This window comes from Kamptonema formosum PCC 6407 (assembly GCF_000332155.1).
Classification (GTDB): Bacteria; Cyanobacteriota; Cyanobacteriia; order Cyanobacteriales; family Microcoleaceae; genus Kamptonema; species Kamptonema formosum.
The window spans coordinates 28703-29160 of the sequence record NZ_KB235907.1 but is presented as its reverse complement, the minus strand read 5'-3'; the positions used below and the strand labels follow the sequence as shown (position 1 = coordinate 29160).

Genomic DNA, 458 nt, shown 5'->3' with positions numbered 1-458 from the left:
CCTAGAAATGCCAAAGCTGCTGTGATCGCAGCCATCGTTTGAAACTACTCACAGGCATTGGTAAACAGGTTTGTAGAATTTACCTCGTAGAGATGAGCACGCCGCCCGTCCGCCTATGGCTTAGCGCTGAGTTGATTCGTCAACCGTCAGAGGAAAGGTGGGAGCCAGAGGAGTATCATTAGGTGCTAACGGTTTGTGTGTTATTCTATACCTTGCTTGGACAGCGCTTCTTGGGGGTGCTAGCGATCGCCCAGTACGAGAGATAAATGACGAACGGACTGAACGGACAAAATGGACACAAGAAAAGCTAGAACCCAGCTTTGGAATATTGCCGACTCGCTTCGGGGCAAGATGAATGCTGATGAGTTTCGGGATTATTGCTTAGGGTTTATTTTTATAAGTACCTCTCTGAGCGGCAGTATATTTATGCCAATGGAGTGTTAGCGGAGGATGGCATT

Annotated in this window: 3 protein-coding genes; all 3 read left to right on the top strand. The window is 47.8% G+C overall.

Going from position 1 to position 458, the window contains the following annotated elements; all coding sequences use genetic code 11:
• Positions 1-38 precede the first annotated feature (38 nt).
• The 3 genes from OSCIL6407_RS38655 to OSCIL6407_RS38645 are packed head-to-tail and all read left to right on the top strand — an operon-like array spanning position 39 to position 444.
• Entirely contained in the window at positions 39-182 is a 144-nt protein-coding gene (locus tag OSCIL6407_RS38655; protein WP_155523447.1) for a hypothetical protein, read from the top strand.
• The gene (locus OSCIL6407_RS38650) at positions 158-355 is read left to right on the top strand and encodes a hypothetical protein (protein ID WP_162140460.1); all 198 of its coding nucleotides are present in this window, start codon (positions 158-160) and stop codon (positions 353-355) included. Before OSCIL6407_RS38655 ends, OSCIL6407_RS38650 begins: the two co-directional genes overlap by 25 nt.
• Positions 292-444, top strand: coding sequence for a type I restriction-modification system subunit M N-terminal domain-containing protein (locus OSCIL6407_RS38645; protein ID WP_407635905.1), 153 nt, complete (start codon positions 292-294; stop codon positions 442-444). The genes OSCIL6407_RS38650 and OSCIL6407_RS38645 overlap by 64 nt, the downstream gene beginning before the upstream one ends.
• The last annotated feature ends 14 nt before the right edge of the window (positions 445-458 follow it).

Excerpts from the sequence above, each read along its gene's own strand:
- OSCIL6407_RS38645 (WP_407635905.1), top strand. The coding sequence starts at position 292 with ATGGACACAAGAAAAGCTAGAACCCAGCTTTGGAATATTGCCGACTCG.